Source organism: Acidovorax sp. GW821-FHT11A03 (genome assembly GCF_058809075.1).
Map to the genome: position 1 here is coordinate 269,432 of NZ_JBXASG010000004.1, position 16,177 is coordinate 285,608.

Here is a 16,177-nt window from a genome sequence, read left to right on the forward strand (position 1 = left end):
CAGGTGAAGGCGGCGTGGTGGCAATGGTAGGCGCTGGCGCGGGCCATGCACCCCCAGCCATGACAAGGCATGACGGGGCCGCAGGCGTTTGTCATGGTTTGTCATACATCGGCGGATTCCTGCCATCAATGGCTCACACCTGGGACCCACAGTACAGCCATGCCACGCCCCCAGGCAAACCCCAAGGAGTTGACCACCATGCCTTTGCCGACACGCCCCGCTGACAACGACCTGCTGCAACGCCCCGCACTGGCAGCGGGTGTGTTGGTGTTCTCCACCCTCGCCACCCTGGGGCTGAGCGCCGTGCTGGCGCTGGCCGCCCCCACCGAAGCGCAGGCCCGCACCCGCCGCAGCGTGGAACACAACGCCGATGGCAGCACCACCGCCCGCACCGGTGTGGCCCGCAGCGGCCCAAATGGCGCGGTGCTGCGCGGGCGCACAGCCACCACCGATGGGCAGGGCAACGCGAGCGTGACGAGCCGGGGCGCCGCCGTGGGTGCGCAGGGCGGAGTGGCCGAGCGCCAGGGCAGCACCACCCGACGTGCAGACGGCAGCGCCAGCCACAGCGGCACCGTGTCCGCCCAGAATGCCCAGGGCAGCCTGCAGAGCAGCGGCGGGGCGAGCCGCAACGCCGACGGCACCGTGACGCAGGCCCGCAGCACCACCGCCACCAACGCGACGACCGGCAACAGCGTGCAGGCGCAAAGCAGCTACAGCAAGGACAACGGCTGGAGCCGCAGCGCCACCTGCTACGACGCGAGCGGCACGGCCTTGGCTTGTCCAACGCGGCCTTGACGCCCTCTGGACCCAGCTACCGCTTGCCACCCTCTGACCTCAGGAGCCTCGCCATGTCCCCACGCCATCTTCTGACCATGACCGCCCTGGCTGCCCTCACGCTGGCCACCGCCAGCGTGCAGGCCCAGACCACCGCGCAGAACGGCGGCCGCCTGCGCGCCCTCATCGCGCAGAAGCAGGCCGCCGCCGCACCGGCCACGCTGGCCGCCGGCGTGCAGCGCATCGCCGATGTGCCCTACGGCGCCGACCCGGCGCAGCGCATGGACGTGTATGTACCCACCAGCCCCACCACAGGAACCAACAGCCTGGTGGCCAGCGCGGTGCGCGCGCCGGTCATCTTCATGGTGCACGGCGGCGGCTGGCGGCATGGCGACAAGGCCATGGGCCGCGTGGTGCAGGAGAAGGTGAACCGCTGGGTGCCCAAGGGCTTCATCCTCATCTCCATCAACTACCGCATGCTGCCCGATGCCCCCGTGGCCGTGCAGGAGCGCGATGTGCAGGCCGCCCTCATGGCCGCGCAGCAGCGCGCGGGCACCTGGGGCGGAGACCCGAGCCGCTTCATCCTCATGGGCCACTCGGCCGGGGCCCACCTGGTGGCCCTGCTCAATGCCCGTGCCCCGCAGGCACTGCGCGAAGGCGCCTGGCCGTGGCTGGGCACGGTGTCACTCGACAGCGCCATGATGAACGTGCCCGCCCGCATGCGCGCCCCGCACCTGCCGCTGTATGACGACGCCTTTGGCACTGACCCGGCATATTGGGTGGCCATGTCGCCCTTGCACCAATGGACGGCGGGCGCCCCGCCGATGCAGATGGTGTGCTCGGCCCAGCGGGCTGACGACCCCTGCCGGCAATCCGATGCCATGGCCCGCCATGTGCGCCACCAGGGCGGCCGCGCCGAGGTGCTGCCGCAGGACCTGGACCATGGCGAAATCAACGCCCAACTGGGCCTGGACAGCGACTACACCCGGGCCGTGGAGACCTTCATGGGATCGCTGGACGCCGAGGTGGCCCGCCGCCTGCAGTGATGTAGCGGCAATTTGCGACCAAATCAATAGCTTATAGCGCTTGATAGATAAGCGCTAGCAGCCATTTTCATTCAGATTTCGTTCACAGGTAAGGCGCCAGGTAACGCCCCGTATGGCTTGCCGGGTTGGCCGCCAGGTCCTCGGGCGTGCCCACCCCCACCACGGTGCCGCCGCCCGCACCGCCCTCGGGGCCCATGTCGATGAGCCAGTCGGCCGTCTTGATGACGTCCAGGTTGTGCTCGATGATGACGATGGTGTTGCCCGCGTCGCGCAGCTGGTGCAGCACCTTGAGCAGCAGGTCGATGTCCGCGAAGTGCAGGCCGGTGGTCGGTTCGTCCAGGATGTAGAGCGTGCGGCCGGTGTCGCGCTTGGAGAGTTCCTGCGCCAGCTTCACGCGCTGCGCCTCGCCGCCCGAGAGCGTGGTGGCGGCCTGGCCCAGGCGGATGTAGGAGAGCCCCACGTCCAGCAGCGTCTGCAGCTTGCGCGCGATGGCCGGCACGTCCTTGAAGAACGCGTGCGCGTCCTCCACGGTGAGCTCCAGGATCTGCGCGATGTTCTTGCCCTTCCACAGAACTTCCAGCGTCTCGCGGTTGTAGCGCTGGCCGTGGCACACGTCGCAGGGCACGTACACGTCGGGCAGGAAGTGCATCTCCACCTTCACCACGCCGTCGCCCTGGCAGGCCTCGCAGCGGCCACCCGCCACGTTGAAGCTGAAACGCCCGGGGCCATAGCCACGCTCCTTGGCGGTGTTCACCTCGGCCATCAGCTCGCGGATGGGGGTGAACAGGCCAGTGTAGGTGGCCGGGTTGCTGCGCGGCGTGCGGCCGATGGGGCTCTGGTCGACGTTGATGACCTTGTCGAAGTACTCGATGCCCACGATCTCTTCGTGCGCGGCGGGCTCTTCGTGGGCGCGGTAGATCTGGCGCGCCACGGCGGCGTACAGCGTGTCGTTGACCAGGGTGCTCTTGCCCGAGCCCGAGACGCCCGTCACGCAGGTGAGCAGGCCCACGGGGAAGTCCACGGTCACGTTCTGGAGGTTGTTGCCCGTGGCGCCCGCCACGCGCAGCGCCTGCACCGCGCCCTGGCGCGCGTGGTGTTCGGCCATGCGCTCGGCGCGGCGCTTGCTGGCCTCGGTCTGCGGAAAGCGCGACTTGCCCTTGGCCTCCACCACCGGCGCCGCCTGCTCCACCACCGGCAGCCAGGGCGTGCGCCGCTTCGGCACGGCGATGGACAACGTGCCCGACAGGTACTTGCCGGTCAGCGATTCAGGGTGGCTGCGCACCGCGTCGTACGTGCCCTGCGCCATCACGCGGCCGCCGTGCACGCCGGCGCCCGGGCCCATGTCGATCACGTGGTCGGCCGCGCGCATCATGTCCTCGTCGTGCTCGACCACGATCACGCTGTTGCCGATGTCGCGCAGGTGCTGCAAGGTGGCGATGAGCCGGTCGTTGTCGCGCTGGTGCAGGCCGATGCTGGGCTCGTCGAGCACGTACATCACGCCGGTGAGGCCCGAGCCGATCTGCGACGCGAGGCGGATGCGCTGCGCCTCGCCGCCCGACAGCGTCTCGGCGCTGCGGTCCAGGCTCAGGTAGTTCAGGCCCACATCGTTGAGGAACTGCAGCCGCGTGGTGATCTCGCGCACCACCTTGTCGGCGATCTCGGCCTTGGCGCCCGTGAGCGTGAGCGCCTGGAACCAGCCGTGCGCGGCGCTGAGCGTGGCGTGGCTCACCTCGAAGATCGCGCGGGCCTGCGCGCCCTCGCCCACCTTCACGTGGCGCGCCTCGCGGCGCAGGCGGGTGCCGTGGCATTCCGGGCAGGGCTGGCTGCTGCGGTAGCGGGCCAGGTCCTCGCGCACCACGACCGAATCGGTCTCGCGGTAGCGCCGCGCCATGTTGGGCAGGATGCCTTCGAACGGGTGCTTCTTGGTGTAGACCTTGCCCTTGTTGGCGCCACTGTCCAGGATGTAGCTGAACGCGATCTCGTCCTCGCCCGAGCCGTGCAGCACGGCATGCTGCACGGCGGCGGGCAGCGACTCGAACGGCGCCTCCACGTCGAAACCGTAGTGCCGCCCCAGGCTCTCCAGCATCGCGAAGTAGTAGCCGTTGCGCCGGTCCCAGCCCTTGATGGCGCCGCTGGCCAGGCTCAAGCCGGGGAAGGCCACCACGCGCGCCACATCGAACACCTCGCGCTGGCCGATGCCGTCGCACGCCGGGCAGGCGCCCATGGGCGAGTTGAACGAGAACAGGCGCGGCTCCAGCTCGGCCAGCGAGTAGCTGCACACCGGGCAGGCGAACTTGCTGCTGAACAGGTGCTCCCGGCCCGTGTCCATCTCCAGCGCGAGCACGCGGCCGTTGCCGTCGTTGCCGCCCACGCGCAGCACGGCCTCGATGCTCTCGGCCAGGCGCTGCTGCATCTCGGGGCGCACCTTCAGGCGGTCGATCACCACGTCGATGCTGTGCTTCTCGGTCTTCTTGAGCGCGGGCAGGCTCTCGTATTCGTAGATGGTGCCGTCCACGCGAAAGCGGATGTAGCCCAGCGCCTGCATCTGCGTGAAGAGCTCGGTGAACTCGCCCTTCTTCTCGCGTGCCACGGGGGCCAGCAGCATGAGGCGCGTGTCCTCGGGCAGCGCCAGCACGGCGTCCACCATCTGGCTCACGGTCTGCGCGGCCAGCGGCAGGCCGTGGTCGGGGCAGTAGGGCGTGCCCGCGCGGGCGTACAGAAGGCGCAGGTAGTCGTGGATCTCGGTCACCGTGCCCACGGTGGAGCGCGGGTTGTGGCTGGTGGCCTTCTGCTCGATGCTGATGGCGGGCGACAGGCCCTCGATCAGGTCCACGTCGGGCTTGTCCAGCCGCCCGAGGAACTGCCGCGCATAGGCCGACAGGCTTTCCACGTAGCGGCGCTGGCCTTCGGCATAGAGCGTGTCGAAGGCCAGGCTGGACTTGCCCGAGCCCGACAGCCCCGTGATCACCACGAGCTGGTTGCGCGGGATGTCCAGGTCGATGTTCTTGAGGTTGTGCGTGCGCGCGCCGCGGATGCTGATGCGCTGCTCGCGCAGGGCATGGGCGAGGTAACGGCCAGCGTCGGACGGGGCAGCGGGCTCGGGGAGCGGGGCGGAAGGGGGGTTCACGGTGGGCGCGGCTCTGTGCAGGGAAACCCACCATGATAGGCCAGGCCCGCCGCGCCGGTGGGTGGCGGCCGTCATGCCATTAACATGGCGCCAAGTTCATCCGCACATTCCACCCCAGTGTCCGATCCCACCCCCCATATCCATGCCCAGGCGCTCACCGTCACCCGCAAGGAGCGCGAACAGCTCGGCGGCCACCCCGGACGGGTCATCTGGCTCACCGGCCTGTCCGGGGCCGGCAAGTCGACCATCGCCAACGCGCTGGAAGGCGAACTCCATCGCCAGGGCAAACGCACCTACATCCTGGATGGCGACAACATCCGGCAGGGCCTGAACCGGGACCTGGGCTTCTCCGACGCGGACCGGGCGGAGAACATCCGCCGCATCGCGCAGGTGGCCCGGCTGTTCGTGGATGCGGGGGTGATCGTCGTGGTGGCCTTCATCTCGCCCTTTCGCGCCGAACGCCAGGCGGCCCGGGACCTGTTCGCGGCGGGGGATTTCGTGGAGATCTTCGTCGACGTTCCACTCGCGCTCGCGGAGCAGCGGGACCCCAAAGGCCTGTACCGGAAGGCCCGCACGGGCGAGCTGCGCCAGTTCACCGGCATTGATTCCCCGTACGAGGCGCCGCTGGCCCCGGAGCTGGTGCTGCCCACCGCCGAGCTCACGCCCCGCGAGTGCGTGCAGCGGATCTGCGGCCTGCTGTGAGCCTACCGCCGCCGTCCGGCAGGGCACCGCCATGGTCCGCTGAACCGGCACCTTGCCGCCCGCGCACCGGCAGGGGCCTGCCGCCAGGCGCCGCCCCCGCAGAGGCCTTCGGCCCCCTTCGCTCGCCCCTGCGGACAGGCGCTTGCGCGCAATGGGCGAAAATCCCCGCTTTACCCGCCCCATAGGGCACCACCGTGCCGGAATCCTCTTCCCCTTCTTTTTTGGGCGCCGCCCCGCAGCCCCCGTCCCCGCCGCCTTCCGACAACGCAATGACACCGCTGGAGCGCCGCTCCAGCGTGAGTCTGGCGCTGATCTTCGCGCTGCGCATGCTGGGCCTGTTCCTGGTCCTGCCGGTTTTCGCGCTGGAGGCACGCAAGTACCCCGGCGGGGACGATCCGGCGCTGGTGGGACTGGCCATGGGCATCTACGGTCTCACGCAGGCGCTGCTGCAGCTGCCGCTGGGCATGGCCTCCGACCGGTTCGGGCGCAAGCGCGTGATCGTGCTGGGGCTTTTGGTGTTCGCCGCCGGCAGCCTGCTGGCGGCGCTGGCCGATTCGCTCACGGGCCTGCTCGCGGGCCGCGCGCTCCAGGGCGCGGGGGCCGTGTCGGCCGCCGTGACCGCCCTGCTGGCCGACCAGACGCGCGACGCCGTGCGCACCAAGGCCATGGCGCTGGTGGGCGGCAGCATCGGCCTGATGTTCGCCGTGGCGCTGGTGGCGGCCCCCGTGCTGGCGGCCCACATCGGGCTGGCGGGCCTGTTCGGCCTGACCTGCGCCCTCGCACTGGCCGGGGTGGCGGTGGTGATCTGGTGGGTGCCTGCGGAGCCCGCGCGGCACGGCGATGCCGCGCGGGGCCGCCTGGCCGACGTGTGGAGCCACCCGGATCTGCTGCGCCTGAACCTGGGCGTGTTCGTTCTGCACACCGTGCAGCTGTCGATGTGGGTGGCCGTGCCGGCCCTGCTGGTGCAGGCCGGCCTCGCCAAGGACCACCACTGGCAGGTCTACCTGCCCGCCGTGGTGCTGTCGTTCGGGGCCATGGGCGGGCTCTTCGCGCTGGAACGCGCCGGCAGGCTGCGCGCGGCGCTGCTGGGCGCCATCGCGCTGGTGCTGCTCGTGCAGGTGGGCCTGGGCACGCTGGCGTCCAGCGCCGCGCCGCCGACGCTGTGGGTGCTGGGGCCGCTGCTGTTCGTCTTCTTCTGCGGGTTCAACGCGCTGGAGGCCAGCCAGCCCAGCCTGGTCTCGCGCATGGCGCCGCCCCAGCTGCGCGGCGCCGCGCTGGGCAGCTACAACACGCTGCAGTCGCTGGGGCTGTTCGCCGGCGGCGCGCTGGGCGGCGCGCTGGTGAAATGGGCCGGGGCTCCGGGCCTGTTCGCGGCGACCGCCGCACTCACGGCCCTGTGGCTGGCGCTGACCTGGCCGCTGCGGCCCGTGGGCCGCGGCGGCCATTGAGCACAACAAGCGGCGGCGGGCCTGGGCACGGCCGGGCGCTGCCGGGTGGGGGCTTCCATTGCCCCCCGCTTGCGGCACAATGGCGCGTTTGGCGCCCGGAAACTCTCTCCAAATCCGGCGCTTTGTTACTTCCTTAAGGCAAAGACAGCACCATGGCATCCGTAAACAAAGTCATCATCGTCGGCAACCTGGGCCGCGACCCTGAAATGCGCACTTTCCCCAGTGGCGACCAGGTGGCCAACGTGACGATCGCCACCACCGACAAGTGGAAAGACAAGCAGTCTGGCGAAATGCGGGAAGCCACGGAATGGCACCGCGTGGTCTTCAACGGCCGCCTCGCCGAGATCGCCGGCCAGTACCTGCGCAAGGGCTCGCAGGTGTACGTCGAAGGCTCCCTGCGCACGCGCAAGTGGACCGACCAGAGCGGCGTGGAAAAGTACAGCACCGAAATCCGCGCCGACCAGATGCAGATGCTGGGCAGCCGCCAGGGCATGGGCGGCCAGGGTGGTGGTGGCCAGCAGGGCGGCGGCTATGACGATGGCGGCTACGGCGGCGGCGACCAGGGCGGCGGCTATGACCAGGCCCCCCGCCGCGCCGCGCCCGCGCCGCGCCCCATGGCGGCACCCGCCCAGCGCCCCGCCCCCGCACCCGCGGCCCAGGCACCGCGCGCGGCCTCGGGCTTTGACGACATGGATGACGACATCCCGTTCTGATGGACCCACCCCTCTTGCAATGACCCGGCCAGGGGCCCGCAGCACGGACGCTGCGGGCCCTTTTTTTTGCCCCGGCGGGCGCCGCGCGGCGCTTTTACACCGGCCGCGGCGCCGCCCACCCCGCCACTTTGTCCAGTGCGGCACCGCCGCAACGGGGCCAACACTTTTTTACATCCGGCGCGCCCAACTCGAAGATCATCTCGTCCTTGCCGGCCGCGCATCCAGCAGCGGCGGCAATTTCAGCCTGTATCCACAACATTCAAGCAAGAACGAGAGAGAGGGAACGTCATGCCAGGATTCGTCCGCAAGATTCTGATTTTCATCACCGGCTACGCATGGCTGCTGCTGCTGGCCGGACCGGGCCTGATCGGCCTGTCGCTGTACAGCGGCTGGAAGGCCGAGGGCGACCATGCCTACGCGGCGCGCGAGAGCCTGCAGTCCGTGGCAGGCACCGTGACGCAGGCGTCCGAGGTGACGGTCAAGCGCAAGCGCCGCTCCACCAAGAAGTACTACGAAATCAGCGTGAAGCCCGATGCCGCGGGCGCCGAGGAGCGCAAGCTGCGCATCGACTACAGCACGCCCCAGCAGCTGGTTGGCAACCTCATTGACGAGAAGATCACCGCCCTGGTGGACAAGAGCGACAGCGACCTGGTGTACGAAGTGGCGGTCGATGGCAAGCCCGTGATCAGCTACGAGGCGACCCGGCAGCGCCTGCAGGCCGAGGCGGCCTCCTCCGCACGGTCCTTCAGCGGCGCGGGCACCTGGATCTTCGCGATTGTGCTCACCCTGCTGGGCGCCTTGGGCGTGTGGTGCAACCGCAAGCTGCGCGCTGCCGACCAGGAGCAGCAGCTCAGCGCTGCCTGAGAATTTTTCACAGAGAGGGAGGGAGGGAGGGGCGCTGTGGCCATGCCCTTCCCCTGTTTTCACAACGATCCAATGGAGGAATGCGCCATGAACCCCAATGCACTGACCCCTTCGACGCCCGAGGGCGCGCCGTTTGAACGGCGCGACTTCATCGTCTCCACCTACAAGCACCTGGGCGCCGCCATGCTGGCCTTCGTGGTGCTTTCCGCCGTGCTGATGGCGACCGGCTTTTCCGGCGCAACGGCCAAGATGCTGCTGGGCAGCGGCAACAAGTTCCTGTGGCTGGGCGTCATGGGCGCGTTCATGCTCGTGGGCTGGCTGGCCTCGTACATGGCCGACAACTCTGAAAACCCGCAAACACAGCTGATGGGCCTGGGCCTGTACGTGCTGGCCGAAGGCCTGATCTTCGCGCCGATGTTCGGCATCGCGCAGATCGCGGCCCCCGGCGCCATCGGGGCGGCGGCCTTCATCACGCTGCTGCTGGTGGGCGCGCTCACCTGGACGGCGTTCACCACCAAGACCGACTTCTCGTTCCTGGGCGGCATCCTGAAGGTGGGGGGCCTGGTGGCCCTGGGCACCATCATTGCCGGCGCCATCTTCGGCTTCAAGCTGGGCATCTGGTTCTCCGGGATCATGGTGCTGTTCGCGGGCGCCTGCGTGCTGTACGACACCTCGCGCATCATCCACGACTACCCCGCCGACCGCCCTGCGGGCGCCGCGCTGCACCTGTTCGCCTCGATCGCGCTGATGCTCTGGTACGTGCTGCGCATCCTGATCAGCCTGGCGACCAACGACGACTGAGCCGAGCCGCCCGCGCGGCCCGCAAGGCCGGACTCCCGCCCGGAGTCCGGCCTTTTTTGTTGAGTGGCCACAGATGGAGGCAAGAAAACCGCCTCACCCCTTGCTGGCAAAGCGCCAGAAGCTACAAAAACAATAGCAAACCAGTACACGCCACGCCGTGCGCCCTGCCGGCCGCGGGATGCGCCGGGCCGCCGCGCCCCGCCCAGCAAGCCCGCAGCCCCTTGCGGTGCCCCATTTCCCATCGTCCTTTGGGCCTGCTGCTGGCACAATTGGACACCGCCAGCCAGCCTGCATGCCGCGCATGCGCGCCGGCTGGCGCGCCGAGTGCGCCTTGCGCCATGCCCCGGTGCGGAGGTCTCCAGCACTGCGGCAGGTGCCGTGCTTGCGCACCCGCGCCACCCACCTGCCACCCACTGATCTTTCTTTCTGTCCATCATGCGCAAATCTCTTTGGCTTTCTTTGTCCTGTGCGGCCTTGCTCGCCAGTTGCGGCGGCGGCTCCTCCGATGGAGCGGATGTGGGCCCCGCCCCGGGGGTTCAGCAGTTCCCTGGCGGCGTGTGGGAAGGCACGGTGGGCACGGGCGCGGCGCAGCGCCAGGTCGTGGGCTACATCGATCCGGGTCCGATGGGTACCGGCGGGGAGTTCTACCTGGCGCGCGAAGCTCCTGGCGCGGCGGGCTTCGATGCGCTCTACGGGCGCCTGAATGTCAACGTCACCGCGGTGCTGGCCACCGGCGTGACGTATTTCTCGGTGCAGGACGGCAAATTCGCCACCGGCCTGACGCTGCGCGGAACGGCATCGAACAGCGGCAAGATCGGCCGCACCGACGGCATCAGCGGCAACTACAGCGATCCGGCGCAGACGGCGGCCGCCTCCGGCGCCGTGGTGCCGTTGAAGCTCTCGTACAGCAGCCTCAATTTCCACACCGCGACCGCCACGCTGATCGAGGGCACCTACCGGGGCACGGGCCTGTTTGGCGGCGGATGGGTGCTCACCGTCACTCCCCAGGGCCAGCTCTCGGGCCGCATTGGCGGCTGCCTGGTCACGGGCTCGGCAACGCCCCGCGCCGCGGGCTCGCCCCTGTACTCGCTCACGCTGAACCTCTCCGGCGACACGACCTCCTGCGGGGCCAGCGGCACCCAGCAGTCCGGCATCGCCGTGCTGCGCTTCGACGCGGCGGGCGTACCCAACGGCATCTGGGCGTTCACGCGCAACGCAACGGGCCCCGACAACACCTACACCCTCAACGGCATCGCCGACCCGCGCACCACGACGCCGCCCTCGGCCACGCCGCTGTCCGTGGCGGGCAACTGGCAGGGCGCCTTCACGCTGCCCACAGGCGTGATTGGCGACACGTCCGTCTGGGGCAGCGTGCTCCCGGATGGCGGCCTGTTCTTCTACACCAACAGCAGCCTGGACCACAATGCGCTGTACGGTCGGCTCATCCGCTACGCGAACAACGCGACGAACAACCGCTTCGTGACCGCGAACGACGGGGTGTTCTTCAACCGGCTGCTGGCCAACACGGGCGCCTACAACGAGTCCGTGCTGATCGACGGCACGCTGCAAAGCGCCACGGGCTCCAGCACCGCCAGCCTGTTCACCGGCACCTTCAGCTACCCCACCCAGCCCGGCGGCGCCCCGACCCGCTTCAGCGTCCAGCCCGACCCCCTGTATGCGCTGCCCGCCGGCAAGGTGCCCACCACGGCCCTGATCGTCGGCACCTACAAGATGGCAGGCACCGGCTTTGGCGGTGACACCACGACGCTCACGGTCTTCGCCGATGGCGCGATCACGGGCCTGACCACCAGCGGCTGCGAGGTCGCGGGCAAGCTCCTGGGCGAACTCGGCAGCGGCCTGAACCTGTACCGCGTGGAGGCGTTCGGCTACCTCAACAGCCCGAATGCCCCCATCACCTGCGGCCTGTCGTCCGGCCCGCCGCAGTCCGGTTCAGCGGCTGCGCAGTTCGACGCCAACGGCAACGTGGTCGGCCTGCGCATCCTGACCGCCGGGCTGTCCGTCGCGGGCTCGCGCGCCCACACGGTGTTTGTGGGCGCCAAGCAGGCCACGCCCTGAAGGTAAGGGGGTGGCGCCCTGCCGCAAGGCGGGGTGCCACCCGCCGGCCCCTCGCGGGATGGCCATGCAGCCCGGCCGATGGCCTGGCTCCGGCCTCTCGACGGCTTGTGCATGCGATACCTTGCGTGCGTGCAGGCAGGCTGAGGCACACAGGTAGGTAGGCTGGCAAGCAGGCCACACGCGTGGCCGCCAGCAAAAAGGCCCGCCGCACATGAAGTGCGGCGGGCCTTTTTGTTGCCTGCAGAAAGCTGGTGGGCCCTCTGGGAAGTTCTGTGGCCTCAGTAGCTATAGGGCGACCGCAGCGGGTTGACCGGGAAGGCCTGCAGGCCGCTGTAGGGCTGGAACGCGTACCGCACATACAGGCCCCCCGCGAATTCGCGGTAGTTGCGCGCGTTGTTGAGCGACAGGTGCCCGCCCAGGAACACCTGCGGGTGCATCTGGTACTCCATGGCGGCGCCCAGGTTGTAGCCCAGGCCCGTGCGGGACTGGCCGGGGTAGATGGCCGTGGCGCCGGTTTCGCCGAAGGCCAGCGCGTCGCTGGCCGCCTGGACGGCACTGGCCTGCCGCGACGGGCTGTTGGGGAAGTACGGTGCCGCGTCTTCCTTGAAGTACTGCACGCCCACCGAGCCCTTGAGCTGGTAGGACAGGCGGCCATTGCGCTGCGCCCATTCGACCGGAATGCCGAAGGACACGAATTGCTGCGGGCTGAAGTACCCGCCGTGGCCCACGGTGAAGTAGCGCAGGTTGCGCTGGTACGACAGGCCCGTGAAACTCAGGCCGGCCGTGAGGTCCTCGTTGGAGGTGCGGTGCACATGCCAGTACATGCCGCCGCCCAGTTCGGCCCGCGCATTGCTGCGCACACGGGTGCCGGTCAGGCCGTGCAGCGAGCCGTAGCCGTACACGCCCAGCTCGCCATCGTCCCAGGTGAGGTCCAGGCGCCCGCCCGTGGCCGACACCCCCCCCCAGCGGTCTCCCGTGCGCGCATCGCGGGCACCGGCGAACGACAGCAGGCTGTCGGTCACCGGGCGGCGCGACAGGTCTCCCGCCACGGTGAGGTTGTCGGTGAGGGCCGTGCGGTATCGCACGCCGGCCGTGACGTCCGACTGGCCGAAGCCCAGCGGCGTGCTGCCGATGTCGGCCCGGAAGCCGCCGTTTTCATAGCCCACGCTCAGCCCGATGCCGCTGTCGCTCTGCGACCCCGCCGCGCGCTCGGGCATGTCCAGCGCGGTGACCGGGCCGCCGCCAAAGCGGCTGACGGTGCCGTACGGAGACCCGGGCGATCCCGCGCTGGCGCCCGTGGGGGTCACGCCCAGGAGCAGGTGCCCGTCGCCCACGCTCATCTTCAGCTGGACGGGGGCTTCGATCTCGGAATGCTGGCTCATGCCCGCCTCGCCCTGCCGGGCACGCGCCGTGGCACCGACCGAGAAGCTGGATATCTGGCTTTGCTGGACTTCCCGCAGCTCGTCGCGGGCCGTACGGGGCCGCGCAGGGTCCGGCACGTTGCCCATCCCGGCCGTGGCCCAGGCCGAGGGAGCCGCCGCGGCAGGCGCACCACCGCGCTGCAGCGGCTGGGGTGCCGCCGCATACCCGCCATAGGCCTGCGCGGGCGTGAGGTAGCCCCCGCTGGCGGCGGGCTGCGCAGGCACCTGGGAGGCGGACGGAGCAGCGTACGCGGGCGCCACGGCCGGTGCCACGGGCGCGGCGGCGGACGACCGCTGGACGGGGGCCTGTGGCGCCGCGCCGCGTGTCGCCGTGGCGCGGCGCGCGGTGCCTGCGGATGCAGCCGCATCGGCCACCGCGGCCGGGCTGGCGGCCTCGGGGTAGTAGCTGGCGGGCGTCATGGGGGCGGCCGGGGCGTAGGCCTGTGGCGCCGTGCCAAAGCGGCTGGCCCCCGCCGGATCCGGAATGTACAGGCCTGCGGGCGCATTGCTGCGCGCCACGGGCTGCGGGGCGTACTGCTGGGGGGTGTAGCCCACCGGCGAGCGCACTGCCGTCGTGGCGGCGCCCGGCACCGACAGCCCACCGCCGGCACGCTGGAACTGCTGCCCGGCGCGCTGGGCGAATGGATTCCCGGAGCGCGCCGGACCCGCCGGCACGCCACTGGCGGCCAGCACGGCATCGCGCTGCGCGTTTTCGGCCGCAACGGCCGCCGTGAAGAACTCGGTGGCCTTGGAGTTCTTGCCTTGCGCGCGGTACAGCCGCCCGGTGGCGGTCAGCACCTCGGGATCGCGGGGTGCGCGCGCCAGCGCCACGGACAGCAGCGACTCCGCGTAGCCGTAGTCCTTGGCGCCGGTGGCCATGGCCGCGGTCTGCAGGAGCAGGGACACATCATTGGGCGACTTTTCCAGCAGCCGCGCATACAGCGCCTGCGCCTGGGCATAGTCGTTGTTGGCCGCGTACATGCGGGCCAGCGCCGCCATGGCCAGGGGTTCGTCGGGCTGCTCGGCCAGCAGGGGGGCGAGCGTGTCGTAGGCGGCGACCAGGTCGCCCGCTTCGCGCAGGCCCTCGGCCTGGCGCACGATGTAGGCCCGGCGGATGTCGCTGAAGCTCTTGCGCTCGCGGTCGTTCATGGGGGCGGTCTGCAACTGCCGCAGGATGCCCGCCAGTTCCACGTCCTGCTGGGTCTTGAGCAGGGTCGCCGCGTACTGCAGGCGCAGGCCCACGTCGGGCCGGGCGGTGCGTGCCAGCACCTGGCGCACCATGCCCAGGGCGCGCTGCGGCTCGCCCGCGTCCGCGTAGGCCAGGGCCATGGCCCCCAGCAGCTCGGGATCTTGCGTGGCAAAGGACTCCGCCTGCGCCAGGGCGGCCAGCGCCTCGGACTGCCGGCCTTGCGCCGCCAGCGCCGACGCCGCCGAGGCCTGCACATGCACCCACACGCGCTTTTGCAGCGCGGCGATGTCCCGGGTGCGGTGCTTTTCGGGAATGCGGTCCAGGAGGGCCAGCGCACCCGGCCAGTCACCGGCCTCGGAGGCCAGCAGGGCGCCCGCGTACAGCGCCTCGGGCATGTTGGGGTTGGACAGCAGCAGCCCGTCCATCACGCCGCGGGCCTCGGCCACCGCGCCCATGCGCAGGTACAGGCGCGCGAGGTCCAGCCGCACCCAGGGGCTGGCCGGGTCGTTCAGCAGCGCGTCTTCCAGCGCGGCGCGGGCAGCCGCGACATCGCCGCGCTCCGTGGCGGCGCGCGCCTGGCCCAGGGCCTGCGCGGCGCGCAGGCGCCCCAGGGCGCCCACTTTTTCCTGCTGCGAGGGGGACAGTTTCTCGACGAGCGCCAGCGCTTCGGCGGCCTTGTTGTTCTGCGCCAGCACGCCCACCAGGCCGCGCACCGCGTCGGGGTTGTCGGCCTGGCGCGCCAGCACGCGCCGGTAGGCCGCCTCCGCCGCGTCGTATTGGCCGTCTTCGACCAGCAGGTCCGCCAGATCGCTCTCCGCCGTCACCTCGGCGGGATTGAGCCGCACGGCCTGTTCCAGCGAACGCCGGGCCGCCGCCGTGTCGCCGCGTTCGCGTTCCGTGGTGGCCTGCTCCACCAGGCTCCAGTAGGTGGCGCTGTCCAGGGCCTGCTTCCAGCGGCTGGCCGATCCGGCGCGCGAGGCGCGCTCCAGCAGCCCCCGCGCCTCGGCAAACCGCTCCTGGCGCAGCCGCAGGATGCCCAGGCCGCCCAGGGCGTCGCCATCGCTGGGGCGCGATTCGAGCACGTTCAGGAAGGCGGCCTCCGCCGCGTCCAGTTCGCCGTCGTCCAGGGCCTGGAATCCTGCCGTGGTGCGCTGGCGCAGCGGATCGGCCGTGCGGCCGGGAGCGGCCTGGGACTGCTTTTGCAGGTTCTGCGCCTGCACCAGGCGTGTCTGCACCGCCGTGTCGCCAGGATTGGCGCGCAGGAACTCCTGGTACAGCGGGATGTCGGCCGAGCGATTGCCTGTCCAGGCCAGCGCCTTGCGCCAGCTTTCCGTGGCAGCCTTGCCCACGTCGGGACGCCCCGCCAGCCGCGCCAGCTGGGCGATGCCGTCGCGGCGCGTGGACTCGCGGTAGGTCAGGTGCTGCGCCAGGGCCAGCGCGATCTGCGGATCCTCGGGCGACTCCTGCGCCAGGCGGCCCAGGCCGCGGCGGGCTTCGTCCCAGCCGCCCGCCGTGGCGCCCAGGGTCTGGTAGTACTCCAGGGCCAGCGGCCCGGTGGGGGCGCGGTCTCCCAGCGCCGCCTGGTAGGTGCTCAGCGCCTGGCTGGCCTGGCCGCTGCGGGCCTGCTGGCGCGCGGTTTCGATCTGCGGCGCGCTGCGCCCCGTGCGGATGGACTCCTGCAGCCGGCTCACCAGGGGGCTGCGCGGGTGCGCCGCCTGCAGCTGGTTCAGGTAGCGCTGCGCGCCCTCGGGGCGCTGGGCATTGAGCTCCACCAGCGCCATCCCGTACAGCGCCTGGGCATTCTGCGGGTTGATGCGCAGCAGCTTCTGCCATGCCTCGCCCGCCCGCTCGGTGTCACCGCGCTCCTGCCAGTACTGTCCCTGGTCCAGCAGGGTCTGCTCCGCCCCGGTCTGCGCCCAGGCCGCGGCGGGCGCCATCAGCGAGGCCAGCAGCCCCATGGCCAGTGTGTGGTGACGACGACGTTTGGAGGACATGCCTTCCTTCTCCCTGCGAGGT

10 protein-coding genes are annotated in these 16,177 nt (G+C 70.6%); 8 read left to right on the plus strand and 2 right to left on the minus strand.

The window, feature by feature from the left end; all coding sequences use genetic code 11:
- Nucleotides 1–198: 198 nt before the first annotated feature.
- Nucleotides 199–795 carry a hypothetical protein gene (locus AC1RVY_RS11675; protein ID WP_492806664.1) on the plus strand — a complete coding sequence of 199 codons (597 nt, stop codon included), beginning with the start codon at nucleotides 199–201 and terminating at the stop codon, nucleotides 793–795.
- 53 nt (nucleotides 796–848) lie between these two features.
- Nucleotides 849–1,820: an alpha/beta hydrolase gene (locus tag AC1RVY_RS11680; RefSeq protein WP_492806665.1), complete on the plus strand. Its 972-nt coding sequence runs from the start codon at nucleotides 849–851 to the stop codon at nucleotides 1,818–1,820.
- Nucleotides 1,821–1,902: 82 nt separating this feature from the next.
- Here the strand turns inward: AC1RVY_RS11680 and uvrA are convergent, their stop codons facing one another.
- Nucleotides 1,903–4,947: an excinuclease ABC subunit UvrA gene (gene uvrA, locus AC1RVY_RS11685; protein WP_492806666.1), complete on the minus strand. Its 3,045-nt coding sequence runs from the start codon at nucleotides 4,945–4,947 to the stop codon at nucleotides 1,903–1,905.
- A 117-nt stretch (nucleotides 4,948–5,064) separates the two neighbouring features.
- Here uvrA and cysC point away from each other — a divergent pair, with 117 nt between their 5' ends.
- The 6 genes from cysC (at nucleotide 5,065) to AC1RVY_RS11715 (ending at nucleotide 11,551) form a co-directional block, all read left to right on the plus strand.
- The gene (gene cysC / locus AC1RVY_RS11690; protein ID WP_369643755.1) at nucleotides 5,065–5,649 is read left to right on the plus strand and encodes an adenylyl-sulfate kinase; all 585 of its coding nucleotides are present in this window, start codon (nucleotides 5,065–5,067) and stop codon (nucleotides 5,647–5,649) included.
- Between the two features lie 269 nt (nucleotides 5,650–5,918).
- Entirely contained in the window at nucleotides 5,919–7,097 is a 1,179-nt protein-coding gene (locus AC1RVY_RS11695; protein ID WP_218339409.1) for an MFS transporter, read from the plus strand.
- Nucleotides 7,098–7,249: 152 nt separating this feature from the next.
- Nucleotides 7,250–7,810 carry a single-stranded DNA-binding protein gene (ssb, locus tag AC1RVY_RS11700; protein ID WP_369643757.1) on the plus strand — a complete coding sequence of 187 codons (561 nt, stop codon included), beginning with the start codon at nucleotides 7,250–7,252 and terminating at the stop codon, nucleotides 7,808–7,810.
- 288 nt (nucleotides 7,811–8,098) lie between these two features.
- Nucleotides 8,099–8,674, plus strand: coding sequence for a hypothetical protein (locus AC1RVY_RS11705; RefSeq protein ID WP_218297092.1), 576 nt, complete (start codon nucleotides 8,099–8,101; stop codon nucleotides 8,672–8,674).
- Nucleotides 8,675–8,761: 87 nt separating this feature from the next.
- The gene (locus AC1RVY_RS11710; RefSeq protein WP_492806667.1) at nucleotides 8,762–9,475 is read left to right on the plus strand and encodes a Bax inhibitor-1/YccA family protein; all 714 of its coding nucleotides are present in this window, start codon (nucleotides 8,762–8,764) and stop codon (nucleotides 9,473–9,475) included.
- 435 nt (nucleotides 9,476–9,910) lie between these two features.
- Nucleotides 9,911–11,551 carry a hypothetical protein gene (locus AC1RVY_RS11715; RefSeq protein WP_255590975.1) on the plus strand — a complete coding sequence of 547 codons (1,641 nt, stop codon included), beginning with the start codon at nucleotides 9,911–9,913 and terminating at the stop codon, nucleotides 11,549–11,551.
- Between the two features lie 278 nt (nucleotides 11,552–11,829).
- Here AC1RVY_RS11715 and AC1RVY_RS11720 read toward each other — a convergent pair whose 3' ends face one another.
- Nucleotides 11,830–16,155: a cellulose biosynthesis protein BcsC gene (locus AC1RVY_RS11720; protein ID WP_492806668.1), complete on the minus strand. Its 4,326-nt coding sequence runs from the start codon at nucleotides 16,153–16,155 to the stop codon at nucleotides 11,830–11,832.
- Between the last annotated feature and the right edge of the window lie 22 nt (nucleotides 16,156–16,177).